This is a genomic window from Paraniabella ginsengisoli (assembly GCF_022513635.1).
In the GTDB taxonomy this organism is placed as follows: domain Bacteria; phylum Bacteroidota; class Bacteroidia; order Chitinophagales; family Chitinophagaceae; genus Niabella; species Niabella ginsengisoli.
This window is the reverse complement of sequence record NZ_JAKWBL010000001.1, coordinates 1,666,419-1,691,947: the sequence shown is the minus strand read 5'-3', so window position 1 is coordinate 1,691,947 and position 25,529 is coordinate 1,666,419. Positions and strand designations below refer to the sequence as shown.

Genomic DNA, 25,529 nt, shown 5'->3' with positions numbered 1-25,529 from the left:
AGTTCTGAGTAACTTTAAAAATAAAAATATTTGATATTAATAAGGCCTCTCACGGGGGCCTTATTTTATACAACCATAACTATTTCAAACGTTGTAGTTTATAGCGATAGTCAGCTATGGTTCAAAATAATTATCTTAGTGCAAATACTATTGCCATGATGTTTTCCAAGATTTTGCTTGCGTGGCTATTCAAATGCATTTTTATAACGACAACTTCATTTTATCAACCATAATTTCTTTACGCGACTAAATTTTTTTAAAATGTCATCACATTCAACAAAAAGCAGGAGAAAATTCATTAAGAACTCTTTCAAACTTACCGCCGGGGGCATATTATTCCAGGGCGCTCCCACTATTGTCCCTTCAACAGTTTTTGGTAAAAATGCGCCAAGTAACAAAATCAATATTGCACAAATTGGTTTTGGACGTATTGCAATGACCCACGATTTGCCTGAGACCATGAAAAACGAAGTAGCACGAGTTATAGCTATTGCAGATGTAGACAAAAATAGGCTACAGAAAGGAAAAGCTTTTGTAGAAGGATTTTATGCAAAGAAAACCGGAAAGGCCAACTATGTAGACGTAAAACTCTATGACGATTATAAAGATTTGATCGCTAATAAAGATATTGATGCTGTTATTATCAGTACTCCCGATCACTGGCACGCACAGCCAGCTATGGAAGCTGCGTTAGCAGGAAAACATGTTTACTTGCAAAAGCCAACTTCGCTTACTATTGAAGAAGGAAGATCGATGAGTGATATTGTAAGAAAGACAGGAGTGACTTTTCAGTTAGGCAGCCAGCAGAGATCAAGAGGCGGCGGTATTCAATTTAGAAAGGCATGTGAACTGGTTAGAAATGGTCGTATAGGAAAACTAAAAGAAGTTCATGTAGGTCTTCCTGCTGATCCGTCTGGAGGCATTACGACAGAAATGCCCATACCCGAAGGCCTGAATTATGATATGTGGTTAGGCTCTACACCATATATTTATTACACTCAGGATCGCGTACACGATCAAAACGAAATTAATGGCCCAAGACCGGGTTGGTTAAGGCTTGAGCAATTCGGTGCTGGTATGATCACAGGTTGGGGCGTGCATCATATAGACATTGCACATTGGGGTATGAACACAGAACTTACCGGGCCAATTGAAGTAACTGGATCTGCAGAGTTTCCTACAACTGGGCTTTGGAACGTACATGGCAATTATAAAGTGGAAGCTAAATATGCCAACGGCGTTACCATGTTTGTAAATAGCGAAAATCCTAATGGCGTTAAGTTTGTTGGCGAAGACGGATGGATATTTGTAACCCGCGGTGCAGCTTCTGTTACCGGATCAGATCCCGGGAGTGGTGGCAAACCCGCAAAAGCATTTAACGCCAGCAATCCGGCTATATTAACTTCAGTTATAAAACCCAACGAAGTTCATTTATATGATAGTCCGGAGCAACATCAGAACTGGCTTGAGTGTATTCAGAATAAAAAAAAACTATCAGTCCTGCCGAAGTAGCGCACAGATCATGCAGCGCATGTCTTGTATCTTTCGCAGCAATGAAAATGGGAACTAAACTTTATTGGGATCCTAAGAAAGAAATATTTAAAGACAACATAGAAGCTAATAAACATCTGAGCAGGCCACAACGCTTCCCTTACGGAACAAATTATGTAAAAATTAAATAGATTTATTTCATGTATTAAATTACCTGGAATGCAACGTCTCACAGAAAGCACAGAGTAACACAGACAAATGATTTGAAAAGTTAAAAAACAGTTCTGTGAAATCCGTGTTTTCTGTGAGAAAATATTTTACAGCAAAAACGACATTATCAAATGATCAAAAAAATACTTCCACTTGCAATAGTGCCTTTAGCAATGGCTTGCAACAATAACAGCAATGAAAAAGCGAAAGATGGAGACTCATCATCAGCCGTAACTTTTGTAACCCTTGATCCTGGCCACTTTCACGCAGCGTTGGTTCAAAAAACAGCATTGCCAGGTGTGGATAGCAATGTATATGTATATGCTCCCGAAGGAGAAGACCTGCAATTGCATTTAAAGCGAATTGAAGGTTTTAATACAAGGGCTGAAGACCCAACCCATTGGAACGAGCAGGTGTATACAGGACCTGATTTTTTTCAAAAAATGATCGATGAGAAAAAAGGAAATGTAGTTGTGATGGCAGGCAACAACCAAAAGAAAACCGAATATATTTTCAAAACGGTTGATGCCGGGATGAATGTATTGGCTGATAAACCAATGGCCATTAATACAGAAGGGTTTGAACTATTGAAACAAGCCTTCGCAAAAGCGAAAGAAAAAAATGTGCTTTTGTACGATATTATGACAGAACGTTTTGAGATCAACACGATGTTACAAAAGGAGTTTTCACAGCTTAAAAATGTATTTGGCGAACTAGAAAAAGGAACACCTGAGAATCCGGCAGTAACCAAAGAAAGTGTTCACTATTTCTACAAATTTGTTTCGGGTAGTGTCCTCCAAAGACCTTCCTGGTTTATGGATGTGAGCCAACAAGGCGAAGGCATCGTTGATGTAACCACACATTTGGTGGATTTAGTTCAGTGGGAATGTTTTCCTGGTCAAACTTTAGATTATACTAAAGATGTGGAATTAGTATCTGCAAGACGTTGGCCAACCAATATGACCCTGAGCCAGTTTAGCGCTATTACTAAGCAAAATGCTTTTCCTGATTATTTTAAAAATGACATCACCAACGATTCCATATTGAACGTGTATAGCAATGGCGAGATCCATTATAAATTGCGCGGCGTTCATGCAAAAGTTTCTGTAACCTGGGGTTATAAAGCGCCCGAAGGTACAGGCGATACGCACCACTCCCTTATGCGTGGCACAAGAGCAAATCTAATTATCAAACAAGGGAAGGAAGAAAATTACAAACCTGTTTTGTATATCGAACCAGTTAAGAAAGATGACGCTGCGTTCGATAAAGATCTAACAGCTGCATTGACAACTATCCAGTCTAAATATCCCGGCGTTGAAATTAAAAAAACATCTAAAGGATGGCAAACAGTAATACCTGAAAAATACAACACAGGGCACGAAGCACATTTTGGCCAGGTAACAGAAGCTTATCTTCAATATTTAAAAGAAGGCAAACTACCCGATTGGGAAATACCAAATATGATTACAAAGTATTATATCACCACGTCTGCTTTAGACCTTGCAAAAAAATCTGCCAAAAAATAAAATGAAGCAATATAATTATTGGCCCAACTTCAGTATTACTATTTATCAGTATTGCGTCGCACTCTTCAACTGTTGTGCAAAGCCCGGCTACCGATTCGCTGGTATTGTACTTTTCCTCTTTATTACAATTACAGCACAAGCGCAACGCATTGCAACAATACAGGCAACAACCACCGGTAAAGAAAAGTTCAATATACCCATGCAGGTAAACCTGGATGCTTTAACTCATGTAACAGACAGCAGCCTGCAATTGCTTGAAATAAAAAATGGGAAAGAAGTAGCAATACCATTTCAAATAGAAGGTAAAGGAAATACACGCAATTTATACTGGCTTATTACACCATCAACAAAAACAAACAGGATTTTTGAGTTGGTAAAAGCAACATCAACCAGCAGCTCGCAAAGCATGCAGGTTGAGGAAAACAACGGAGCTTTTTCCATTGTAGATAATGCTAAACAACTATTGCAATATCATTCCGAAACAGTATATCCGCCCAAAGGCATTGACACGGCATATAAAAGAAGTGGCTTCATTCATCCATTAAATACGCCTTCTGGGCATGCTTTAACACGCATCAATGCAAAAGATCATTATCATCATTGGGGCATGTGGAATCCATGGACACATGTACTTTTTGAAAAAGACACTGTTGACTTCTGGAACTTGCGTGATCGTAAAGGAACCGTGCGCTTCGAAGGATTCTCATCTATTGAAAATGGTAATGTTTACGCCGGTTTCAGCGCATTGCATGAGCATGTTGCTTTCAAAAAAATGGTTCTGAGAAAACCGCGATCAATGAAATTCAAACCATAAAAATATACAGGCAGCAGCCAACAGATCCATATTATATTTTGGATATTACTTCTCAACTAAGTTGTGCAAGTTCAAGTCCTGTATTATTACTTGAATATCGCTATGGCGGCTTAGGTATCAGAGCTACTGAAGAATGGAATAAAGATAACAGCATGACGCTTACTTCTGAAGGCAAGAACCGCAAAGAAGCAGATGGCAGCACGGCGCGTTGGTGCCTAACACAAGGAAGTTTAGGAAACGATTATGGAGGATTAGTAATGATGAGTTATCCATCAAACTATAATTATCCCGAACCCCTGCGCGTTTGGCCTGAAAACATGAATGGCCGCGGAGATGTATTTCTCAACTTCTCTCCTACTAAAAATAAAGACTGGCTGCTGGAGCCGGGAAAAACCTATCTTTTAAAATACAGGTTTTTAATTTTCGATAACAAACTTTCAAAAAATGATGCAGAAGAAGTTTGGCAATCTTTCGCCAATCCTCCTTCTTTAAAAATTCAAAAATGAAAAAAGATTTCTTACAATACTATTTTTTGCTGCGTTAGTAGCTGCTATTCCACAATCAACTTTTGCTCAAAAAACAAACTGGAAGAATGTAAGCGTTTTGGTTTACAAAAAAAATGGCAAAGGCTTTATTCACGATAATGTTCCGTATGCAGCCCAGGCTATTATTGATCTTGGAAAAAAACACGGTTTTAAAGTAGATACATCTTCCAACCCTTCCATGATGACTGAAAATAATTTGAAACAATACCGGATGCTTATTTTCACAAGTACCAACAATGATGTATTTGATACCGATGCGCAGCGTCTTGCTTTTAGAAGATACATTGAAGCCGGCGGCGGATTTGTCGGCGTTCATTCTGTCACAGGAACCGAGCGTAATTGGGAATGGTTTAAAATGCTCCTTGGTGGAACATTTTTATGGCATGCCAAGGGACAAAATTTCACAATAAAAGTAATCGACCCCAAACATCCTTCCATGAAAAATGTTCCAGCCGTTTGGGAAAGACACGATGAATGTTACTTTGCAAAAGAAATATATCCGGGTACACGTACGATAATGGTAAACGATTTTTCTACTTTGGATACCAGCCAAATTAAAACCATTAACAAAAATGCTGGCTTTCTTCATAAATACGTGCCAAGTGCCTGGTTCCATGATTTTGATGGCGGCACTACCTGGTGTACCACATTGGGACATTCTAAAGAAAGTTACTCAGACCCAACCTATTTAAAACTTATTATGGGCGGTATAGAATATGTAGCTAACACAGCTAAGAAGATCGACTTTTCAAAGGCTTATGCAAAAACGTTTAATGAACCGGTAAGATATTAATATAGGTAAAAGCCATGCCACCAATGCACGAATAACAACTTTTAATTCGTGCGTTCGTGGCATTTTCATGTGTATCATTTCGTTTCCGCCAAATCATCTGCATCAATCACATATTCTCGCCTGATAAGATTCCCGGCTTTGTCCTTTGTCTCATTCCACTGCGCGTTGTTTAATAAATTAGCGGCATCAACATTACATATCGCAAGCCTTGCGTCGTCAGGAAAAAGCGAATAATAATACCCACACAGTGTATCAATTTTTTCCTTACTACCAACAATCATTTTACTGAAAGCAGATGGGGTAACTGGATAATCATTTGCTACTGCATCATAGTAGACCATGGGACAATTAGTCAAACAGACAAAATGAGAATACTCTACAGTTTCCCCAGCTTTTATTTTAATACCTTCTTTCGCAAAGACTATGGTGTCTTTTCCTTCTCTGGTTTCAAGAACAGTCCCACTTAATATTTCAACAGGAACATTTAAAGTATTCTTATACGCCGTAGTAGATGTGTAGCCTTGTTCTCCTGCTTCTTTTTTGCAAGCAGCAAACATAATACATGAGATTAACAGGTAAGTAATACTTTTTTCATAATTATCGGTTTGTTTTTTAGACGGAAAAGAAAATCAACTCGCAACATATTTCAAAAAAATAGCCAATCCATTAGGATCGGCTATTCAATTTATTCAAACTGATTATTTTAATTAGCTGAAAATTGTTTGCGGATTATATTTAAAGCAGCGCCGGCTTTAAACCACTCAATCTGCTGATCGTTGTAAGTGTGGTTTACTTCTATATTCTCGCTGGTTCCATCGGCATGATGTAATACCAATGTTAATGATTTACCAGGAGCAAATTCAGTAAGGCCAATTATATCGATCGAATCATCTTCCTGAATTTTATCATAATCGTCTTTATTAACAAACGTAAGCGCTAACATCCCTTGTTTCTTCAGATTGGTTTCGTGAATACGTGCAAAAGATTTAACCAATACAGCCCGTACACCTAAATGACGCGGCTCCATAGCAGCGTGTTCGCGGCTGCTTCCTTCGCCATAGTTTTCATCGCCAACCACAATTGTTCCAACTCCGGCAGCTTTATAGGAACGTTGTGTGGTTGGAACAGTTCCGTATTCGCCCGTTAATTGATTTTTAATATTATCTGTTTTTTCGTTGAAAAAATTCACCGCACCAATCAACATATTATTAGAAATATTATCAAGATGCCCGCGAAATTTCAACCAGGGCCCGGCCATAGAAATATGATCGGTAGTACATTTTCCTTTCGCTTTGATCAATAATTTCAAACCTTTCAAGTCAGTACCTTCCCAAGCCGCAAATGGATCCAATAATTGAAGGCGTTTGCTTTCAGGCGAAACGATAACCTGAACATTGCTACCATCGGCAGCTGGCGCCTGATAACCCGGATCGTCAACCGCAAATCCTTTTGCAGGCAATTCAACGCCTGTTGGCGGATCTAATTTTACGGTTTCTCCTTTTTCGTTTATTAATGTATCAGTAATCGGATTAAAAGTAAGATCACCGGCTATGGCTAAAGCAGTTACTAACTCCGGCGAAGCCACAAATGCGTAAGTATTCGGGTTGCCATCTGCACGTTTAGCAAAGTTTCTGTTGAAAGAATGCACAATCGTATTTTTTCTTTTTCTCAGCTCCTACCCTGTTCCACATTCCGATGCAAGGGCCGCAGGCATTGGCAAATACAGTTGCTCCTATTTTTTCGAAAGTATCTAAGAAACCATCACGAGCAATTGTGAAACGCACCTGCTCAGAGCCAGGTGTGATGGTAAATTCCGCTTTAGTTTTCAAGCCTTTTTCACTTACCTGTTTAGCTAGTGAAACTGCCCGGCTGATATCTTCATAAGAAGAGTTGGTACAGCTACCGATCAAACCCACTTCAACTTTGGTTGGCCAGTCGTTAGCGGCAGCTACTTCTTTCATTTTAGAAATTGGCGTAGCTAAATCCGGCGTAAACGGCCCATTCAAATGCGGTTCTAATTCATCTAAATTAATTTCAATTAACTGATCGAAATATTTTTCAGGATCAGCATACACTTCAGCATCAGCTGTAAGATGTTGTGCAATACCATCGGCTAAAGTTGCAATTTCTTCACGTCCTGTCGCTTTTAAATATCGGCTCATACTTTCATCATAACCGAAAGTAGAAGTAGTAGCACCAATTTCAGCACCCATATTACATATAGTACCTTTTCCGGTACAGCTTAAAGAAATAGCACCTTCGCCAAAATATTCGACAATACAGCCAGTACCGCCTTTCACCGTTAAAATACCAGCAACTTTCAGAATAATATCTTTTGGTGCTGCCCAGCCATTCAATTTCCCTGTTAGTTTTACACCTATCAGTTTGGGCATTTTGAGTTCCCATGGTAAACCGGCCATCACATCGCAGGCATCTGCACCACCAACACCAATAGCCACCATTCCTAAACCACCTGCATTTACTGTGTGACTATCTGTACCGATCATCATTCCACCCGGAAAAGCATAATTTTCTAACACTACCTGATGAATGATGCCAGCGCCAGGTTTCCAAAAGCCTATGCCATATTTATTAGATACTGAAGCAAGGAAATCAAAAACTTCTTTGCTTTCTGTATTGGCCTGCTTCAAATCGGCTGCTGCACCGGTTTCTGCCATAATAAGGTGATCACAATGCACCGTTGATGGAACAGCAACTTTATCCCTACCCGCTTGCATAAACTGCAACAACGCCATTTGAGCTGTTGCATCCTGCATAGCCACGCGGTCTGGCGCAAAATCTACATAATCTGCACCACGCTCATACGCCCTGGTTGCAGGATTGGTAAGATGCGCATATAATATTTTTTCTGTAAAAGTTAAAGGACGGCCGATTAACTGGCGTGCATCATTTACTTTTTGTTCAAATTCGGAATAAGTTTTCTTAATCAGATCGAGATCGAATGCCATAACTATTATTATTTTTTTGTTCTAAAAAAATCAAGCTTTCCTGTTGACCAAAGTTAAGGATTGTAGGATAGAGAAAACAATAATGAAAAATACTGAGCCGTCATTGCGAGCGCAACGTAGTGAAGCCGAGCAATCTCCTAAACAAACGCAGTTGCGGAGATTCCTCCGCTCGTTTTGCTTGAGGCAAAACTTCGGTCGGAACGACGAAAAAGAAACCCCATTCAGCAAGTTGCCGAATGGGGTCAAAATATATATCGAATGTAGATTGAAACTACATGCTTAATTGTTTATGAGGCGGCGCAAACTTAGTCAGATCAATACCAACTACCGCAGCTTTATATTCCTCCATGTTAGGAATGCGGCCAAGTATCGCAGATAAAACTACGACAGGTGTGGATGCAAGCAAAGACTCTCCTTTTTTACGTTCTGAATCTTCTACAACTCTTCCCTGGAAAAGACGCGTTGAAGTGGCCATCACGGTATCGCCTTTAGCAGCTTTTTCCTGATTGCCCATGCAAAGGTTACAACCCGGGCGCTCCAGATACATCATATTCTCATATTCTGTACGGGCTGTATTTTTAGGTAAAAGGTCGCTAAACTCAAAGCCAGAATACTTTTGTAACAGATCCCAATCTCCTTCTTCTTTCAATTCATCAATGATATTATAAGTAGGTGCTGCCACAACTAGTGGAGCATGAAACTCAACCTTGCCTTGTTGTTGCTCGATGTTTTTAAGCATTTGAGAAACAATTTTCAAATCTCCTTTATGCACCATGCAAGAGCCGACAAAACCAAGATCTACTTTTTTCTGTCCTTCATAATAAGAAAGCTCCCGAATCGTATCATGCGTATATCGCTTAGAAACATCTTCATTGTTGACATCAGGATCCGCAATCATTGGCTCTTCAATCAAATCAAGATCAATCACCACTTCGGCGTAATACTTTGCATTTTCATCAGGAGTTAATGCAGGCTTCTCACCCGACTTAATCTCTGCTATTCTCTTATCAGCTTTATTTATTAACCCTTGTAGAACCTGCCTGTGGTTATCCATGCCTTTATCAATCATAATCTGAATTCTGCCTTTGGCAATCTCCAGTGATTCAATCAGGGTGTCATCCTCTGAGATATTGATAGAAGCTTTCGCTTTCATCTCTGCGGTCCAATCTGTAAAAGTGAAGGCTTGATCAGCAGGAAGCGTTCCGATGTGAACTTCAATGATTCTACCCTGAAATACATTCTCTCCACCAAATTGTTTAAGCATCTGAGATTGTGTAGCATGAACCACATCACGAAAATCCATGTGATCTTTCATTTCACCTTTGAAGGTTACTTTTACTGATTCCGGAATAGGCATGGATGCTTCTCCTGTGGCAAGTGCAAGCGCCACTGTTCCTGAGTCAGCCCCAAAAGCTACCCCTTTAGACATTCTTGTGTGTGAGTCGCCGCCTATGATAATGGCCCACTCATCCACGGTAATATCATTCAACACTTTGTGAATAACATCTGTCATCGAGTGATATTCACCTTTCGGATCGCGGGCAGTGATAAGGCCAAACTCATTCATAAACTTCATGAGCTTTGGAATGTTTGCCTGGGCTTTCTTATCCCATACCGAAGCCGTGTGACAACCCGATTGGTACGCACCGTCAACGATTGGAGAAATTACTGTTGCAGCCATCGACTCCAATTCCTGAGCCGTCATCAAACCGGTCGTATCTTGCGAACCAACGATGTTTACTTCTACACGAACATCCGAGCCGGCATGTAATACTTTGCCAGCAGTGATGCCAACAGCGTTTCTGTTAAATATTTTTCTACTGCCGTAAGGCCTTGCCCCTCGTGTGTGATTTCTTTTGAAGGAGCGAATACAGTGGGTGCTTCAATTTCCAAAATCTTTGCTGCAACTGTTTGGATCTTTTTGCCGAATACAATAGCATAAGAACCTCCGGCTTTTATAAATTCCATTTTTTGAGGAGTAAGTGCCTTTGAAATGTCAATTAACTCCTTATCGCCATTATAAAGTTTTTTCTTCTTTGTATTAATGGTCAGCACCGTGCCAGTAGCCACCGAATAAACTTCCTCCAAAACAGGTTCTCCATTCTCATTGCGAACAACGTTACCACTTGCATCGGTTTCCTTAACCCAGTTTTTAAGATCGATACCAATACCGCCGGTAACGTCAACCGTTGTAAGGAAGATCGGAGAAATACCATTTGTACCACCAACGATTGGCGCAATATTGACAAAAGGAACATAGGGGCTTGCCTGTTTACCCGTCCAAAGCGCCACGTTGTTTACGCCAGACATTCTTGACGAACCCACGCCCATGGTACCTTTCTCGGCGATCAACATCACACTCGTATCAGGATGTTGTGCCTGCAAGGCTTTTATTTCCTCTTGCGCTTGAGGTGTAATCATACATTTACCATGCAACTCACGGTCCGATCTGGAATGAGCCTGGTTGCCAGGAGAAAGTAAATCGGTAGAAATATCTCCTTCACCAGCGATATACGTAACGATCTTAATTTCTTCAGGCACTTCTGGTAATTTAGTAAAAAACTCAGCCTGTGCGTAGCTTTCAAGAATTTCTTTCGCAATAACGTTATCGTTTTTAAACGCCTCCTTTAAACGATCTATATCCGCATCATAAAGAAACACTTGTGTTTTAAGAACGCTTGCAGCTTGTTTCGCACCAGTCATATCGGTACCTAATGCCAAATCTAGCAGCACTTCAATTGAAGGTCCGCCTTTCATATGCGATAATAGTTCAAAAGCAAAAGCTGGCGATATTTCTTCTAATACAGACTCACCGAGAATAATTTCTTTTAAAAATTGAGCCTTCGCACCCGCAGCACTTGTAGTTCCCGGCAAAGTATTGTAAATAAAAAATTGCAGTGCATCCTTCCGATGTTCGTTACCCGAATCTTTAATTAGCGTAATGATTTCGCTTAACAAATCGGCACTATCAATTGGCTTCGGGTGAAGCCCCTGTACTTTTCTTTCTTCAATTTCCTTAATGTAATCCTTATAAATGTTCATAAAAGACGTCTTTTCAAGTGTCAAAGGCAGTTTTTTTATTACTGGTACTGCCACTATTTATTTACCAGATTGTATCCTTCTAATTATTTCATTTGAGCTGTTACCTCTTGCAGACCCACTCCGTACAGAGCAAAATATACATATTCTTACCGTTCATAGCCAACGATAGATACACAAATTACGTTACCATTAATTGATGTAAAATTTTCTCTGTTAAGATCAGGGGTGTTGCAATAACTAACGAGCATCATTTACTTTTTGTTCAAATTGGGAGTAAATTTTCATAATCAGATTGAGATCAAATGCCATTTAAATATTTTTTATGTAAATAATACCTTCATAAGCAATTGTGCGAATTTACAAAAAATAGGTGTTCAAGTTTATATTATATGTTGAAATTATCACAGGAAATGATATTTTTGCGTAGTTAAACCAATGTTAGAACGTATGAACCGCCTTAAAAGTTTTGTAGAGTGGAATGCTTTTGGTGTTTGCTCATCTATTGGTGATAAATTAAATATTTCACCCAGCCGCATACGGCAGTACTTTATATATTCTTCCGTACTGACAATGGGTTCTCCTATTATTATATATATGGTGCTGGCTTTTTGGAAGAATATAAAGAACTATATTTCTTCTTCTAAAAGAAATCCCTGGTACTATTTATAGTAAACATTGCTCTGACGTGAGCTTTGTAGCATTTTGTTGTAAGTAATATTTGTACTCACCGTCAACGGCAGGTGTTTCAACGATCCATCATTCGTATTCATCGAATGTTTCCACGAGCAGGTATTTGTGAAATTAGCTTTGTAGAGATAATAATCTTTTATTACTCTTTACAACACTAACTATGCCTAAAAATATTTTTGCGGGGCTATTTATCATAAGTGCTGCATTTTTTCTAATACCGTATTAGCCCAAACGGCATTTCCATTCGGAACTCATGTTGTATTAGCTAAAACAGGCAGCAATAATTCCGCGTCTAATTACACTTTATATACTACTACTACTCCCACAAATCCCACATCGTTTATTGCCGGTGTAACCATTGCTCTTCCAGCAAATGTGAATGGTATAGGATTAAATCGTGCTGACAAACTACTTTACGGCGCTGGTTATAAAGATCCCGGAACACCAAATGTTATCACTGATGACGTGAGCCTTTATAAGATCGGAGCGGATGGCAATTATGTAAACCTGGGCATATTGCCTGTAACCGGGCAAGGTGCAGCAATTCCAGGCGGTGGTGGCATTGCTGAGTTTGTTAATGCTTCTGCAGGTACTGTTACTGCTGACGGATCATATGTATATATGACTATAGGCTTAAAACAAAGTGGTGTAAATAAAGTAGCAAGTTCTCAAATACTTGGTACACCGTTAAACTTAACTTCTGATGATGTCAGAACTTTTGTAGTCAAACTTAGCAATGTTGCTGCGTTACCGGCCACACCGGGCGTTACCATCGCCCCAGCCATCACTTACTATGAATTAATTTCCAGTGATCCTAAAATTATAACCGGGATGAATGGGTTTTTGATGGATGTTAATCAAAACTACCCCAATTTTAATTATAGCAATGGTGGTATTCAAGATATAGATATTGACCCGGTTAGTGGGCAACTTTATGCTTATTTCAACTACCAGGATCCATCGCCGACTCCCGGTCAATCAGTTGACGTAGTAGGATTTCCAGTTGTAGCATCTATGCCAAGCGGCGGTACTGCTACTCTTACATCAATTGGTAACACAATCAATCAAACTCCTGATCAGGAATTAGCAGGAGTTGGTTTTGACCAGACAGGTAAATTATACGCCTTGTTTAATTCTGGGGAATATGGCCAACTCAATCTGACCAGCGGCAGCGTTGATAATCTAGCTACCAGCAATATACCGACATCAGTATATCTTAGTCAAAATCATTTAAGAGGTGATTTTGCTTCTGCAATTCCAGATCCAACTAGTTTACCAGTAACTTTTGGGAGTATTGAGGCAAGGTTAAGCAATGATCAACTTTTCGTGACCTGGTCTACCGATAATGAAACCAATAATGATCATTTTAAGGTTGAAGTAGCAACCGACGGGAAAAACTTTAGAGAAATAGGAACAGTAATTTCAAAAGCCACAAACGGTAATAATGATACTACACTTCAATATTCATTCACTGGTAATTTGGAATCAGGAATATTGGGTATGTCTATGTTAGGTTTTGGCATTTTTATGATTGGATTCAATAGAAAACAACGTATAATAGCTTCCTTAATTATGATTGCCGGATTTATAATTACGATTAGTTCCTGCACGAAGTCTGATGCCGGCATCGGCGATCAAAACGAAACTCTTTTTGTACGTATTGTTCAGGTGGATAAGGACGGCGGTTCTACCACATCTAAAGTGGTGAAAGCTATAAAGCAATAATTTCTTTTGGTACGAAAATATCTGAAGCTGCCTGTTGTAGGCAGCTTTTTTATAATTCAGAAAACTTTGTTTGATACTAAATGGCCACAGATTCTAAAGCTGCTAATTGCGATTGCTGAGCAGGCAAGTGAACGGAAAAACAAGTTCCTTTACCAACACAACTTTCAACCTTTATTGATCCGTTATTTCGGTTAATAAATTCGTTACATAATAGTAATCCTAACCCAGAACCTCTTTCACCACTGGTTCCATAAGCAGGATTCTGTTGAGAGCCAAATAATTTATTCATCACACTTTCTTCTATTCCTACACCATAATCTTTTATTGAAATAACAATTGCGCCATCAACATTCATTGCGAAAATATCAACCTGGTTACCAGGATAACTAAACTTTAATGAATTACTAAAAAGATTTCTTAGGACGATGGACAATTGGTCTCTGTCGGCAAAAATCATAACATCTTCGGCAACCTGAACGTTAATAATTACGTTTTTCTGATGTACCGCAAACTCCGAGAATTGCACCACTTCATTCACAAGCTTTAGCAATTGAAAATGCGCAGGATGTGTTTGAATTCCATTCATGCCAAGCAAGCTCCAGCTTAATAGGGTTTCAACAGTACTATTTAATTGTGATACCTTCTTACGCAGCGACCCTGTAGCTTCAACCATATCTTTTTCCTGTAACAATCCTGTCTGGTACATGTCCAACATATTTTCAAGTATCAGCAATGGGCTTTTTATATCATGGGAAACTATAGAGAATAATTTTTCTTTATCCTTGTTCATAGCCATCAAAGCATGCTGTTGCTTTTCAATTTCCTGTTGATAATCGGATTGAATATATTTATAGAAAACAATTGTCACTATAATAAAAAACAATGAAATTATCATTGTAGCATATCTGCGACCTTCAACAACAGGTTCGACATCAGGCAAAATAACAGGATGCATTAAAATACTTAAAATTACTATGCTTATTAAAATACTTAACCCTGCGACCAGCCATTTATTATCAAACACCATAAGAGTAACAACCAGCGTTCCCACAAGGCAATATTCGGTGCCGCTTTGATAGAAAATTCCTGATAGTGTGAACAGTGTGATGGAAAAACCAATACGTATGAGCCTCGCACTTAAATAGAACCTGTATTTATGCATTGCGAAAAACAAAAAAAGTGAAGCAAGATTAATAATATTAAGGCTGGCCAGAAAATACCGATGCTGTACTATATTCACTACAGGATAAACCAGAAAAAACGGAATGCACAATAATGCAAGAATATTAAGCAACTTTACCCGCCTACATTCAACCAATGGCAGATCAGGATGTATACCTATACAGATAACAATATCGAGAAATCGTTGCAGTAAGTTTCTTTGGTTTCTCATTATGAGTTGAGAGCTTTCAACAAAGTTACATGTCTAATATTTTAGTTTTCAGTAAATTATTATGATTTTTTGAATAAACTCATACAAATGTGTAACATTCTGCAGTATTTTGCTATTACTATTTATAAGCAAACAAATATATAAAGCTTGGAGTTGGAGATAGCATTGGACGAACAGGTAGAATTATGCCGCGAAGGTGATAGAAAAGCCTATCACCAGGTGTATCATCGATATGCAAAAGGCATGCTCAACAGCAGTATGCGCGTATTGAACAATTTGGCAGATGCAGAAGACATTGTTCAAGAGTCGTTTATAGATGCTTTTAATAGCCTTGAAAAATTCACTTATCGAAGCTCATTCGAGGGCTGGCTGAGAAGAATAGTGATCAATAAATCCATCAGCCTTTTACGCAAAAGAAAGATACAATGGGTGGATTCCGAAACCGGAAACCTCGAATCTGGTGACGACCATGCTTTTGATGAAGAATCTTTTACTGCAGATATTGAAAAGATCAAAAAAGCAATAGCACAACTTCCGGAAAACTATCGGGTGATCTTTAACCTGTTCGTTGTTGATGAGTTGAAGCAAGAAGAAATAGCGGCATTATTAAAAATTTCTCATAGTAACGTACGAACCATTTATCACCGGGCCAGGAAAAAGGTTATAGATGCTGTAAACTTAATGTAATGAGTAAGAAAATAGAAGATTTTATAAGAGATCGCAAAGACGAGTTTGAAGATCATAAACCTTCAGATGCACTTTGGCAACGTATCGAAAAGAGGCTTGATAATAAAAACGTTAGCCAGGCAGGAAAGGTTATATCTATTAAAATATGGATGAAAGTGGCAGCAGCTGCAGTTATAATATTGGGAGTTTCTACTGTTTTTTATATACTTAATAATAGCGAGCCAACAACAACTGAATTAGCTCTAGAAAATACGGATAGCCTTCCAGCCGTTGATAGTAATATCCCTTTTAGAGAAGAAGAAAAACAACTTGCAACAAACATCGATACACCGGTTACTAACGACCTTCTGGATAGAAAAAAAACAGAACTGGCTGATTTAGGATCTAACTCAAATGAAGAAGAATTATATCATTACACCCGGCTTATAGAAATAAAACAGGGACAAATGAAAGAGTTGAAAAAAACAGAACCAGAACTATATAAAGAATTTTCGAAAGACATAGAAATGCTTGAAACCTCGTACGATGCACTAAAAGCGCAGTTCAAAAATGGTGTAAACAGCGAAAAGCTTCTGGAAGCAATGATCGGCAATTTAAAAATGCAAGCCGACCTTTTGAATAAACAATTGACTATTTTAAAAGAAGTACATACTAAAAAGAATAAAGATGATAAAGATTATAAAAACCTGTAGCCTGCTGTTATGCCTTTTGGCAATAACAACAGTAGTTGCACATGCAGACAACGTGGAGAAAAGGAAAACTTTCAGCAAAACATATTCACTTCGTAGCAATCAAAAAGTAAAAATCTCCAACAAATTTGGAAAGGTAGAAGTTAATAACTGGAATAGAAATGAAGTTAAAGTAGATGTGACGATCATTGCTTCTTCGAAAGATGATCACGCTACGCAATCGATTTTAGACAACATCAATATTGAAAGTAGTGATGGCAATCCGGTAACATTTACAACTAAATTCTCCAATTCCAACAATAAAACGAAAAACTCAAAAATGGAGATAAACTATGTGGTGCACATGCCTGCAGGCAATCCGCTTGAGATCAAAAATGAATTTGGCAGCACTGTTATTCCTGATTGGGAAGGAGAAGTAAACGTAAACCAGTCATTCGGTGCATTAACAACAGGTAAATTGCGCAATGCAAAAGACCTTGATGTTGAGTTCGGCTCGCTTACATCTACAGCCATCAACGATGGCCGCATTAAAATATCATATTCCAAACTTAAAGTAGACAATTTATCCGGAAACATCAGTAGCAAGATAGACTTCTGTAAAGGCTCAACACTTGGTCTGCTTAAAACTTTAACGAAGCTTGATATGAAGATTTCCTATTCAGACGTTTCTCTCGATCTATCCTCTGATTTAGAAGCTACATTCAAGATCAATACAAGTTTTGGCAATGTGAAAAATAGTAGCAATGTTGAAATTATTAATGAAACAAAAGAAAAAAAATACGGGCCAACATTTGACAAAGTTTATTCCGGCCGCAAAGGATCGGGTAAAGTACCTATAACCATTAGCAGCAGCTTTGGAGATGTGATTTTGAAGTAAATCATTTTCCAGTGCGGTTCGTGAGGACACGAACCTTTTAATTATTACCTACTTACTTACTACATCCTTACGCGCCACTACTATCTTTTCATAAACGCTTCTAAATTTTTTCGCGCCTTTTTATGCACTTTACGCTTCATAAAATTGGTCCAGCCAAATAATTTTCCTTTAAGGCCAAAAGCCTGTTCCAACCAGGTACTCATTTTGAAACCGTCGCTATGTTCAATGATCTTACCGTCATTTATTTTCATAAACCCTTTCGCACGATTAACAACTTTTCTCCCTGTTCCGCTAAAAGTATAAGAAGCAATCCACTTGCAGGTAATATACTCATGGTCGATCTCAGTTATTTCATCAAAAGTCAACGTGAAGTCTTTTGCGTTTTTGCATAACATTTCCCACATCGCTCTTACTTCATCCCCACGTAAAAAGCCGAATACAGGATCGCTAAATACAATGTCATCAGCGTAACAGCTATTCATCGTTTCAAAATCCTTTCTGCTAAAGGCTTCATAAAATTTTTCTATCAGTTGCTTGTTTGTCATATAAACTTTTTAAAAGACAATCGTTTGCGCTGCTTTTGTGCTACCATCGTCTGTAAAAATACTTATCTTGGCACCTTCTTAAAACAATCTTTGCTATGCTTAAACTACTATCGCTTTTATTTGCACTGCTGTTTTGCAGCCAGTTATTGACGGCTCAGGAAATAAACATTATTCCTAAACCTACCAGCGTTGTTGAAAAAACAGGCTCCTTCACTATTTCAAACAAAACAGTAATTGTTGCCAAATCCAAAGATGAAATAAAATCCGCAAACTTTCTAAATGATTACCTTAAAAACTGCTTCGGTTTTTCTCTACCAGTGAAATCGTCGGGCAAAAAAGGTATTATAATTATGGCAGGCAATAGCCGGAAAGATGGATATACACTGAACTCCGATAAAAATGGCATAGTAATAAAAGGCAATACAGCACCTGGTGCTTTTTATGGTATTCAATCCCTTATACAGTTGCTTCCCACTCAAAAGTCAACTTCTTTAGTTGTGCCCGCCGTTAGCATTACCGATGCCCCAACGGTACAATACCGTGGCCTGATGCTGGACGTAGGTCGTCATTTTTTTCCGGTTGACTTTGTAAAAAGATATATTGATTATATCGCGCTTCACAAAATGAATTATTTCCACTGGCATCTTACAGAGGACCAGGGCTGGAGAATTGAAATTAAAAAATACCCAAAACTGACAGAAGTTGGTGCATGGCGTAACGGAACGATCATCGGACGCTTTCCAGGTACGGGAAACACAAATGAAAAATATGGTGGTTTTTATACGCAGGAACAAGTAAAAGAAATAGTAAAATACGCTGCTGACAGATTCATAACTGTTATTCCTGAAATTGAAATGCCCGGGCACGGAGGCGCAGCAATTGCGGCTTATCCTTATTTAAGCTGCTTCCCGGAAAAACCAACTTACGATTATTTCATCAGAGACAATACTGATGAATACTGGGCTGGCGAGTTGGGTGGCAAGCAGGTGATGCAAAGCTGGGGCGTTTACGATGATATTTTTTGTGCAGGAAAAGAAACCACTTTTGAATTTTTGGAAAATGTATTAGATGAAATAATTCCTTTATTTCCTTCTAAAATAGTGCATATTGGCGGAGATGAAGCACCTAAAATTAACTGGGAATATTGCCCCAATTGTCAAAAAAGAATAAAAGACCTTGGTATAAAAACGGATAAAACGCATAGAGCAGAACATTACCTGCAAAGCTATTTTGTACAACGAATGGAAAAATATCTAAACGCAAAAGGTAAAACATTATTAGGATGGGATGAAATATTGGAAGGTGGGCTTGCACCAAATGCCTGGGTTATGAGCTGGCGCGGAGAAAAGGGTGGCATTGAAGCTGCCAAACAGCATCACAATGTAATCATGACACCGACAACTTACGCTTATATAGATTATCAGCAGGCTAAGCACGAAGACTCTGTTACCATTAGCAATAACAAAGGATATCTGGACATTGAAAAAGTATATAGTTGGAAAATATATCCGGATGCACTTACTGCTACTGAAAAAGAATATGTACAGGGCGGGCAGGCTAATTTGTGGACAGAGTATGTTAGCAATCCTTCAAAAGCTGAGTACATGATCTTCCCACGCGTTGCCGCTGTGAGTGAAGTGTTGTGGACGCCTCAAAGCGAAAAAAACTGGGAGAATTTCAGCAAACGCCTTGAGGAGCAAAAGAAGCGTTACGACCTTTGGGGCACAAACTATTATGGTAAACAATAAAAGAAAGGCAAGTAGGGAAAAAAATTGCGAATAGGAGTTACATGATCTGACGGTCTCCGTCAGATCATGAACTGGTAGCCGAAGTAGCGTCGTTTATATAGGATCAGTTATAATCGGAACGATGAACCGAGCGTGGCAATACCGAAGCCTTTTATTTACTGCCGGTTCAATAAAATATTTAATTAATACTGCACAAGAAAAATAATTATTTAAACCCGAACAATGGATAACAAACAAAATTCAAGTACCCATATCGACAGTCTTGAAAAGATCAGTGTGAATATACAGGCAGATGTAAAAGCAGGATCATTGGTCATTGCTAAAACAATAGCAGATCTGATAAAGAAAAAGCAGGTAGAAGGCAAGAACTGTGTATTGGGACTTGCAACTGGCTCCAGCCCACGAACCTTATATGCCGAACTGGTGCGCATGCACAAAGAAGAAGGCTTAAGCTTTAGCAATGTAGTTAGCTTCAATCTTGATGAATATTACCCGATCAGTAAAGAAGCTCCTCAAAGCTATAATCGTTTCATGCAAACGCATTTGTTCAGTCATGTAGATATTAAACCTGAGAATATTCATATTCCTAATGGGGACATAAAAAAGAAGATATAAAAGCTGCTTGTACGGCTTACGAAAAAGAAATAGATGATGCTGGTGGCATTGATCTTCAAATTTTGGGTATTGGTAACAATGGGCATATTGGTTTTAATGAGCCTGGTTCAGGTATTTATACCAGAACCAGATTAGTTAACTTAACTAATAGCACGCGCCTGGCTAATGCTTATGAATTTGCCAATATTTCTGAAGTGCCACGCATGGCAATCACAATGGGCATTAGCACCATACTAAAATCCAGACAGATCATATTAATGGCGTGGGGGCCGGCAAAAGCCGCTGCCGTTAAAAAGGCGGTAGAAGATGATGATACAGAAACAGTTCCTGCATCTTTTTTGCAAAACCACGACAACGTAAGTTTTGTGATTGATGAAGCAGCAGCTTCCCAACTTACGCGTTCCAAATCACCGTGGCTTACCGGCGATTGTGAGTGGACACCAAAAACTATTAAAAAAGCAGTAGTAAATATGGCGCTTCAATTGGGTAAAACGGTGCTGAGTTTAACCAATGAAGATTATAATGACAATGGCTTAAGCGACCTGTTGGTTGAAAAGGGTGATGCATACGAGATCAATCTGGAAGTTTATTATATGCTGCGCGATAGCATTACCGGCTGGCCTGGAGGCAAACCCAATGCGGTAATTCCAGCTCATCCCGAAAGATCGGAGCCTTATCCAAAAAGATGTATCATTTTCTCTCCACACCCTGATGATGATATTATCAGTATGGGGGTACATTCCAGCGCCTGCACGATCAGGGCCATGAAGTGCATGTAGCTTATCAAACTTCTGGCAACATCGCTGTTACGGATGAATTTGTAACCAGGTTTTTAGATTTTGCTGTAGGGTTTAACGACATCGCCGAGATCAATTCTGACAAGCCAGGACAGATTTTAAGCGAAGCAAAAAATATATTTCCGGTAAAAAACCAGGTCAGGTAGACTCTCCTACTATTCGCGAGATCAAGGGTCTTATTCGCCGTGGTGAAGCTAAGGCTACCTGTAACTATGTGGGTATTGATTCTAACAACATCCATTTTCAAAACCTTCCATTTTATGAAACAGGTACTATTGAAAAAAATCCTTTAGGTGAAGCAGATATTCAACTTACGGTGGACCTACTCCGCAAAGTAAAGCCGCATCAGGTGTTCTGTGCCGGAGATTTTGCTGATCCGCATGGTACACACCTTGTTTGTTTTAATGCAGTACTAAATGCCTTACAAAGAATTAAAGCAGATGGTGATGAATGGATCAACGACTGCTGGCTATGGCTTTACAAGGGCGCATGGCAGGAATGGGATATTGAAGATATTGAAATGGCCATACCGATGAGCCCTGCCCAAGTATTAAAAAAACGTTTTGGTGTATTTATTCATCAATCGCAGAAAGACTGTGCCTTTCCAAGGCAGTGATGACCGAGAGTTCTGGCAAAGAGCAGAAGAAAGAAATGCTGCAACCGCTAAGATTTACGCCGATCTTGGACTTACGCATTATGCCGCTATGGAAGCTTTTGTAAGATGGAATTATTGAAATGAAAATTTAAATAATAAAAGTAAAAGCCGTTGAGATGTTCAACGGCTTTATTTTTTACTACTTTCTAATCGGTATGGAATACTTCTTCCATACTGCTCCATATTTCATTTTTTGAGGCCGCATCAGGCAATGGCAATTGACACGGATCTGTTTCTTTCCACCATTTTTGTGTGTTAGGATCTGCAGCCATTTTTTTCATATCTGCATCAAAGTTGTTCCCAGTATATTCAAAATAGCTGAACAAGTAAGTCTTACTATCAATTTTTTTAAGGTAAATAGAGTAATTCCGAATGTTACATTCCTTGATTTTTTTAGTACCGCAGGCCATGCGGCTGCATGTAGTTCTCTGTAGTATTTTTTTCTTTCTCGGGTTTTAATCCTGTGATACTTGCAAATCGCTTTACAGCAGCGCTACTTGTATCCGTAGTAGTAACAGCTTCAATATCAGATGTAGTAGATGCATCTTTTTATATTCAGAAGAACTACAGGCTGATAACAGCAGCGACAGAATAAGGATGATGTTAAATTTTTTCATTCGCGTTTTTTATTTGATAACAGGAATTTTTTCGGCTGTTTTATCAAGCTCCAATACAACAACATAAGGTGTCTCAGATTTTACTATAGGAATGGTAATATTATCTCCGCTTTGCTGAATACTAATCGGAGCACCTTTTAGTACATAAGATTTTACAATCTTTCTATCAGGAATTGATTTTAATACGATTGCAGATGTATCGGTATTTAAGATATGAACATAAAGCTTATTGCCTTTACGCGTAGTTGAAAAATTTTTATTCGGTTCGTACGGCCCACCCATTGTAGCATAAACAGCTTCCCCATTTATTTTTAACCAGTCACCAATCTCTTTCAGGCGACCAATCTGGCGCTGCTCTATCCTACCGTCTAGCATTGGCCCTACATTCAACAGGAGGTTGCCATTTCCACCGGATGTTTTTGAAATGATAGTTAAACACTCTTTAAGAGATTTCATTTTATCATTAGGTTTCCATGCCCATTGATTACAAATGGTGAAACAACTTTCCCAAGGTACATCTAAATTCATTTTACCGACAGCTTGCTCAGGTGTATCGTAATCACCAACCATTTGTGTATGATCTATATTTTTATTCTCAACACCAGCAATTTCTTTTCCTAATCGATTATTAATAACAAGCGACGGTTTCAGGCTTTTAAGATATGTGTACATTTCCTTCCCCATTTCATTTGTCCAGGGGCTTTCCCATGCACCGTCAAACCAAAGCATATACGGATCGTAATTTGTAATCAATTCCTTTAACTGATCTTTCATAAACTGTACATAACGCTTCATATCCGATTTTGGATCTGGCTTAGGATTGTTATGAGGTGAATGCATCGGATAGTCAGGATGGTACCAATCAAGAACAGAGTAATAAATACAAAATTTGATTCCCTGCTTTTTACATGCTTCATTCAACGCACCTACAACATCCTTTTTAAAGGGGCTGTTCATGATATTATAATCAGTAAATTTTGTGGGCCATAAACAAAACCCATCGTGGTGCCTGGCGGTAATAGTAAGATACTTCATCCCTGCATCTTTAGCTGTTTTCACCCAGGCATCTGCATCGAACAATACCGGATTGAATTCTTTATATAGATGATCATAATCTTCTTTAGATACATCTCTGTCACGGCTCCAACCAATTTCCGTACCTCTCAAACTTATAGGTCCCCAGTGAATAAACATTCCAAAACGATCCTGCATAAATTCGTTTAATGCATCAGGTTTGGTTTTAATCTGGGCCTGTATTTGCAGGCTGCAAATAAGAAACACTAATACAAGATTAAATAGTTTCATGGTGGTTATTTATTTTTTATGTAAGAATATATTTTTAAAACAATTATTTCTATTTAAATACCCAATATAATACTGCCATTACGGCGATTAATAAAAACGATAACACTTTGTAATTGCCCAAGCCACGCCAGCCGGGGCTTTGCAAAGGCTCTAATGGCGATTTCCAATATAACTGAGCACTTTCTACAGTATGCTGCACGGGATAAATAAAGGAGCATACAATTTGAATTACCACACAAACGCAGAACAGGTAAAAAGCCATCATCATAAATGGAATTTGACCAATTACTGTATCTGGATATATTTTGTTAACTGTAAAAACAACCACACCTAAAAGAGAGCCAAACCATAAAGTGATTTTTGCAGATGGCGCTGAAGCTCCTTTCCAAAAAACACCCAATAAAAATACGCAGGTAATGGGTGGTGCAATGTGTGCAATAATATCATTCAGTCCATTAAAAATGCTTTCGTAACTATCTAATAAAGGCAACAAGGCTAAAGAAAAAACCAAAGCCACACCTGCTGATATTTTTCCTATGTTCACTAATTTTTTATCGGTTGTTTCGGGTTTGTAACGCTTGTAAACATCGTAGCTAACCATGGTAGCAATAGAATTTAAGGCTCCTGAAACCTGGCTCATTAAACCCGATAAAAGCGCTGCAACCAATACGCCAATTAATCCGCTGGGTAAAAGTTGGGTAATCATTAAAGTATAAATTCCTTTAGAGTTTACTTCCCCTGCTGCATTTAAACCTAAACTGCTCACATCTAAATGACCGGTTTTTGATAAAGCATAAGCAAACAAACCTGGCAACACAAAAATAAATACCGGTAATATTTTAATGAAGCCACAGAACAAAGGCCCCACACGAGCATGGTTTTCATCTTTAGCGCCCAATACACGTTGTACAATAGTTTGATCGGCACACCAATACCAAATACCCAATATGGGATAACCTAAAAATATGGTGTACCAAGGCATGCCGCTACTATCGCCAGCAGGGCGTAGCATCGAAAGTTTATCCATTTGATTGTTGGCCTGCAACACATCAACCATTGGTTGCCACCCGCCCATACGATGAAACGCTGCATAACTAATGATGAAAGCGCCCGTTAACAGCACCACTGTTTGTATGCTTTCGGTAACCACCACTGCTTTTAAACCACCAATGATGGTATAAATAGCGGTAATAATACAAATAACAATAACGCTTACATACATATTTAAGCCGAACAATGTTTTTAAAACAATACCGCCTGCCAACATAGAAAATGCGATGTGTATAATAACCGCTGATATAACTGAAATAACCGTTAACCAATCACGGCTTGAACGATCGTATCGCTTCTCTAAAAAATCTGGCAATGTAGCTACACCCGATTTGATGTAAAAGGGTACAAAAAACAAGGCAAGCAGAATTAATGTAAATGCTGCCATCCATTCAAAATTGCCATTTAGCAAGCCTGTGTCAAATCCGCTTTGTGCCAAACTTACCAAGTGTACCGTTGATATATTAGTGGCAAATAAGGCCAACCAATAGCAGGCCATTTCAAACTTTTACCAGCCAAAAAATAGTCGCCAGCCGCATTGGACTTGCTTTTGCGGCGATGGCTGATACCTGCCCAAAGACCAACAGCCAAAATACCAAGGATATAAAAAATACTTATCCCTAAATCTAAATTGTTTAACATGTGTTCGAATTTTTAGATAATACGTAGTGTCATGTCAAATGATAAAATGTCTCGTGTCGATTGTCACCCTGAGCTTGCCGAAGGGGCGCTGTAAGGAGCTTCGG

28 protein-coding genes are annotated in these 25,529 nt (G+C 38.8%); 17 read left to right on the top strand and 11 right to left on the bottom strand.

All coding sequences use genetic code 11. From position 1 onward, the window contains the following. The first annotated feature begins 261 nt into the window (after positions 1-261). The 6 genes from MKP09_RS09235 to MKP09_RS09210 all read left to right on the top strand — a co-directional run bounded on the left by MKP09_RS09235 (position 262) and on the right by MKP09_RS09210 (position 5,379). Positions 262-1,512, top strand: coding sequence for a Gfo/Idh/MocA family protein (locus MKP09_RS09235; protein WP_240827426.1), 1,251 nt, complete (start codon positions 262-264; stop codon positions 1,510-1,512). A 47-nt stretch (positions 1,513-1,559) separates the two neighbouring features. After that, the gene (locus tag MKP09_RS09230) at positions 1,560-1,682 is read left to right on the top strand and encodes a hypothetical protein (protein ID WP_240827425.1); all 123 of its coding nucleotides are present in this window, start codon (positions 1,560-1,562) and stop codon (positions 1,680-1,682) included. A gap of 150 nt (positions 1,683-1,832) precedes the next feature. Further along, complete coding sequence (locus tag MKP09_RS09225) at positions 1,833-3,227, top strand: putative oxidoreductase C-terminal domain-containing protein (RefSeq protein WP_240827424.1); 1,395 nt, start codon at positions 1,833-1,835, stop codon at positions 3,225-3,227. Between the two features lies 1 nt (position 3,228). Further along, the gene (locus tag MKP09_RS09220) at positions 3,229-4,041 is read left to right on the top strand and encodes a DUF6807 family protein (protein WP_240827423.1); all 813 of its coding nucleotides are present in this window, start codon (positions 3,229-3,231) and stop codon (positions 4,039-4,041) included. Positions 4,042-4,079: 38 nt separating this feature from the next. Continuing rightward, the gene (locus MKP09_RS09215; protein WP_394801014.1) at positions 4,080-4,547 is read left to right on the top strand and encodes a DUF6807 family protein; all 468 of its coding nucleotides are present in this window, start codon (positions 4,080-4,082) and stop codon (positions 4,545-4,547) included. Positions 4,548-4,644: 97 nt separating this feature from the next. Continuing rightward, on the top strand, positions 4,645-5,379 hold the full coding sequence (locus MKP09_RS09210) for a ThuA domain-containing protein (protein WP_240827422.1): 735 nt from the start codon (positions 4,645-4,647) through the stop codon (positions 5,377-5,379). A gap of 74 nt (positions 5,380-5,453) precedes the next feature. Here MKP09_RS09210 and MKP09_RS09205 read toward each other — a convergent pair whose 3' ends face one another. The 5 genes from MKP09_RS09205 to MKP09_RS09190 all read right to left on the bottom strand — a co-directional run bounded on the left by MKP09_RS09205 (position 5,454) and on the right by MKP09_RS09190 (position 11,390). Beyond that, complete coding sequence (locus MKP09_RS09205) at positions 5,454-5,936, bottom strand: hypothetical protein (RefSeq protein WP_240827421.1); 483 nt, start codon at positions 5,934-5,936, stop codon at positions 5,454-5,456. 146 nt (positions 5,937-6,082) lie between these two features. Beyond that, on the bottom strand, positions 6,083-7,027 hold the full coding sequence (locus MKP09_RS25785; protein ID WP_317235203.1) for an aconitase family protein: 945 nt from the start codon (positions 7,025-7,027) through the stop codon (positions 6,083-6,085). Continuing rightward, positions 6,999-8,348, bottom strand: coding sequence for an aconitase family protein (locus tag MKP09_RS25780; RefSeq protein ID WP_262915176.1), 1,350 nt, complete (start codon positions 8,346-8,348; stop codon positions 6,999-7,001). Before MKP09_RS25780 ends, MKP09_RS25785 begins: the two co-directional genes overlap by 29 nt. Positions 8,349-8,619: 271 nt before the next feature. Further along, a complete protein-coding gene (locus MKP09_RS09195; protein WP_240827420.1) occupies positions 8,620-10,053 on the bottom strand; it encodes an aconitase family protein in 1,434 nt (477 codons plus the stop codon). A gap of 38 nt (positions 10,054-10,091) precedes the next feature. Further along, positions 10,092-11,390: a 3-isopropylmalate dehydratase large subunit gene (locus MKP09_RS09190; RefSeq protein WP_240827419.1), complete on the bottom strand. Its 1,299-nt coding sequence runs from the start codon at positions 11,388-11,390 to the stop codon at positions 10,092-10,094. A 447-nt stretch (positions 11,391-11,837) separates the two neighbouring features. Between MKP09_RS09190 and MKP09_RS09185 the strand changes: the two genes are divergently transcribed. Continuing rightward, positions 11,838-12,059, top strand: a complete 222-nt coding sequence (locus tag MKP09_RS09185; protein WP_240827418.1) for a PspC domain-containing protein — start codon at positions 11,838-11,840, stop codon at positions 12,057-12,059. A gap of 396 nt (positions 12,060-12,455) precedes the next feature. Further along, positions 12,456-13,805 carry a hypothetical protein gene (locus MKP09_RS09180; protein ID WP_240827417.1) on the top strand — a complete coding sequence of 450 codons (1,350 nt, stop codon included), beginning with the start codon at positions 12,456-12,458 and terminating at the stop codon, positions 13,803-13,805. Positions 13,806-13,881: 76 nt separating this feature from the next. On the opposite strand, the gene MKP09_RS09175 is transcribed toward MKP09_RS09180, so the two are convergent. Beyond that, positions 13,882-15,198 (bottom strand): sensor histidine kinase, encoded by a 1,317-nt coding sequence (locus MKP09_RS09175; RefSeq protein WP_240827416.1) that lies wholly within the window; start codon positions 15,196-15,198, stop codon positions 13,882-13,884. A 147-nt stretch (positions 15,199-15,345) separates the two neighbouring features. On the opposite strand from MKP09_RS09175, the gene MKP09_RS09170 reads away from it, so the two are divergent. The 3 genes from MKP09_RS09170 to MKP09_RS09160 are packed head-to-tail and all read left to right on the top strand — an operon-like array spanning position 15,346 to position 17,451. Beyond that, positions 15,346-15,885, top strand: coding sequence for an RNA polymerase sigma factor (locus MKP09_RS09170; protein WP_240827415.1), 540 nt, complete (start codon positions 15,346-15,348; stop codon positions 15,883-15,885). Further along, positions 15,885-16,577, top strand: a complete 693-nt coding sequence (locus MKP09_RS09165) for a hypothetical protein (RefSeq protein WP_240827414.1) — start codon at positions 15,885-15,887, stop codon at positions 16,575-16,577. The genes MKP09_RS09170 and MKP09_RS09165 overlap by 1 nt, the downstream gene beginning before the upstream one ends. Further along, positions 16,552-17,451 (top strand): DUF4097 family beta strand repeat-containing protein, encoded by a 900-nt coding sequence (locus tag MKP09_RS09160; RefSeq protein WP_240827413.1) that lies wholly within the window; start codon positions 16,552-16,554, stop codon positions 17,449-17,451. Before MKP09_RS09165 ends, MKP09_RS09160 begins: the two co-directional genes overlap by 26 nt. 80 nt (positions 17,452-17,531) lie before the next feature. On the opposite strand, the gene MKP09_RS09155 is transcribed toward MKP09_RS09160, so the two are convergent. Beyond that, the gene (locus tag MKP09_RS09155) at positions 17,532-17,996 is read right to left on the bottom strand and encodes a nuclear transport factor 2 family protein (protein ID WP_240827412.1); all 465 of its coding nucleotides are present in this window, start codon (positions 17,994-17,996) and stop codon (positions 17,532-17,534) included. Positions 17,997-18,091: 95 nt separating this feature from the next. Between MKP09_RS09155 and MKP09_RS09150 the strand changes: the two genes are divergently transcribed. The 5 genes from MKP09_RS09150 (at position 18,092) to MKP09_RS09135 (ending at position 21,772) form a co-directional block, all read left to right on the top strand. Beyond that, complete coding sequence (locus MKP09_RS09150) at positions 18,092-19,744, top strand: beta-N-acetylhexosaminidase (RefSeq protein WP_240827411.1); 1,653 nt, start codon at positions 18,092-18,094, stop codon at positions 19,742-19,744. A 222-nt stretch (positions 19,745-19,966) separates the two neighbouring features. Beyond that, positions 19,967-20,359 carry a 6-phosphogluconolactonase gene (locus MKP09_RS25775; RefSeq protein ID WP_262915175.1) on the top strand — a complete coding sequence of 131 codons (393 nt, stop codon included), beginning with the start codon at positions 19,967-19,969 and terminating at the stop codon, positions 20,357-20,359. Next, positions 20,356-21,138, top strand: a complete 783-nt coding sequence (locus tag MKP09_RS25770; protein WP_317235281.1) for a 6-phosphogluconolactonase — start codon at positions 20,356-20,358, stop codon at positions 21,136-21,138. Before MKP09_RS25775 ends, MKP09_RS25770 begins: the two co-directional genes overlap by 4 nt. Beyond that, positions 21,129-21,302, top strand: a complete 174-nt coding sequence (locus tag MKP09_RS09140) for a hypothetical protein (RefSeq protein WP_240827410.1) — start codon at positions 21,129-21,131, stop codon at positions 21,300-21,302. Before MKP09_RS25770 ends, MKP09_RS09140 begins: the two co-directional genes overlap by 10 nt. A gap of 68 nt (positions 21,303-21,370) precedes the next feature. Next, positions 21,371-21,772, top strand: coding sequence for a hypothetical protein (locus MKP09_RS09135; protein ID WP_240827409.1), 402 nt, complete (start codon positions 21,371-21,373; stop codon positions 21,770-21,772). Positions 21,773-21,957: 185 nt separating this feature from the next. Here MKP09_RS09135 and MKP09_RS09130 read toward each other — a convergent pair whose 3' ends face one another. Continuing rightward, positions 21,958-22,221: an L-rhamnose mutarotase gene (locus tag MKP09_RS09130; RefSeq protein WP_240827408.1), complete on the bottom strand. Its 264-nt coding sequence runs from the start codon at positions 22,219-22,221 to the stop codon at positions 21,958-21,960. A 53-nt stretch (positions 22,222-22,274) separates the two neighbouring features. Between MKP09_RS09130 and MKP09_RS25765 the strand changes: the two genes are divergently transcribed. Next, the gene (locus MKP09_RS25765; RefSeq protein WP_262915174.1) at positions 22,275-22,406 is read left to right on the top strand and encodes a hypothetical protein; all 132 of its coding nucleotides are present in this window, start codon (positions 22,275-22,277) and stop codon (positions 22,404-22,406) included. 31 nt (positions 22,407-22,437) lie between these two features. On the opposite strand, the gene MKP09_RS09125 is transcribed toward MKP09_RS25765, so the two are convergent. Genes MKP09_RS09125 through MKP09_RS09115 form a run of 3 tightly spaced genes read right to left on the bottom strand, consistent with a single transcriptional unit; the run spans position 22,438 to position 25,425 of the window. Next, on the bottom strand, positions 22,438-23,733 hold the full coding sequence (locus MKP09_RS09125) for an alpha-L-fucosidase (RefSeq protein WP_240827407.1): 1,296 nt from the start codon (positions 23,731-23,733) through the stop codon (positions 22,438-22,440). 49 nt (positions 23,734-23,782) lie between these two features. Next, positions 23,783-25,231, bottom strand: coding sequence for a sodium:solute symporter (locus tag MKP09_RS09120; RefSeq protein WP_240827406.1), 1,449 nt, complete (start codon positions 25,229-25,231; stop codon positions 23,783-23,785). Continuing rightward, positions 25,225-25,425, bottom strand: coding sequence for a hypothetical protein (locus MKP09_RS09115; protein WP_240827405.1), 201 nt, complete (start codon positions 25,423-25,425; stop codon positions 25,225-25,227). Before MKP09_RS09115 ends, MKP09_RS09120 begins: the two co-directional genes overlap by 7 nt. Positions 25,426-25,529: the final 104 nt, after the last annotated feature.